Genomic DNA, 1,092 nt, shown 5'->3' with positions numbered 1-1,092 from the left:
TCGGACCTGGGGATTCGGGCGGCCTGGACGGGAGGTGGGGCGGGGCCGGCGCGGCAGTTGCCCGAGTGCCACGTCCCGACGGGTTCTCGCCAACCCGTCGCCGCGCCGGCCCGTGGACCGGTCGAGCGTGCGAGGACTAGGAGTCCGCACCCACCTTCGGCTGCTGCTCGGCCAGGTCGAGGCTGGTGCGCAGCGTGATCGGCTTGAGCAGCAGCGCCGCCACCACGCCGATGACCGCGATGGCCGCCGAGATCAGGAAGATGTGACCGGTGGCGTCGCCGTACGCGGCGCGGATGATGTGCTGCACGGCGTCCGGCAGGACGTTGAGGTTGAGGCTGCCGCCGCCCGAACCGCTCGCCGGGATGCCCGCCGCGGTCAGGTCGCGGACGATGGCCGACTCCACCCGGCGCGCGAGGACCGCGCCGAGCACCGACACGCCGACCGTGCCGCCGAGCGACCGGAAGAACGCGATGGTCGAGCTGGCCGCGCCGATGTCCTTCAGCGGCACCGTGTTCTGCACGGCGAGCACCAGGTTCTGCATGCTCATGCCGACCCCGGCGCCGACGAGCAGCATCGCGCCGCCGACCAGCACCAGGGACGTCTGGTGGTCGATCTGCCCCAGCGCGAAGAACCCGACGACCAGGGTGGCCGCGCCCGCCACGATGTAGGGCTTGACCTTGCCGGTCTTGGTGATCAGCCGCCCGGACACGATGGACGCGCCGAGCACGCCCGCCATCATCGGGATGGTCAGCAGGCCCGCCTCGGTCGGGGAGTAGCCCCGGCCGATCTGGAAGTACTGGCCGAGGAACACCGCGCCGCCGAACATCGCCATGCCGACCGCCACGCTGACCAGGATCGCCAGCGCCGTCGTGCGCTGCTTGACGATCCGCAGCGGCACCACCGGCTCCGCGGCACGGGCCTCCACCGCGATGGCCGCGCCGAGCAGCACCACGGAGGCGCCGACCATGGCGAAGGTCTGCCACGACAGCCACGCGAACGAGGCGTCCACGAAGGAGATCCAGACCAGCAGCACGCTGACGCCGACCGCGATCAGGCTCGCGCCCAGGTAGTCGATCTTGACGTTCTCACGGC

Annotated in this window: 1 protein-coding gene; it reads right to left on the bottom strand. The window is 71.7% G+C overall.

From position 1 onward, the window contains the following. Positions 1-136 precede the first annotated feature (136 nt). The coding region (locus AB0G02_RS25990) for an MFS transporter (RefSeq protein ID WP_360798324.1) at positions 137-1,092 on the bottom strand (956 nt) is incomplete at its 5' end.

Source organism: Actinosynnema sp. NPDC023658, from assembly GCF_040639995.1.
Classification (GTDB): Bacteria; Actinomycetota; Actinomycetes; order Mycobacteriales; family Pseudonocardiaceae; genus Actinosynnema.
This window is presented reverse-complemented; position numbering and strand designations above follow the sequence as displayed.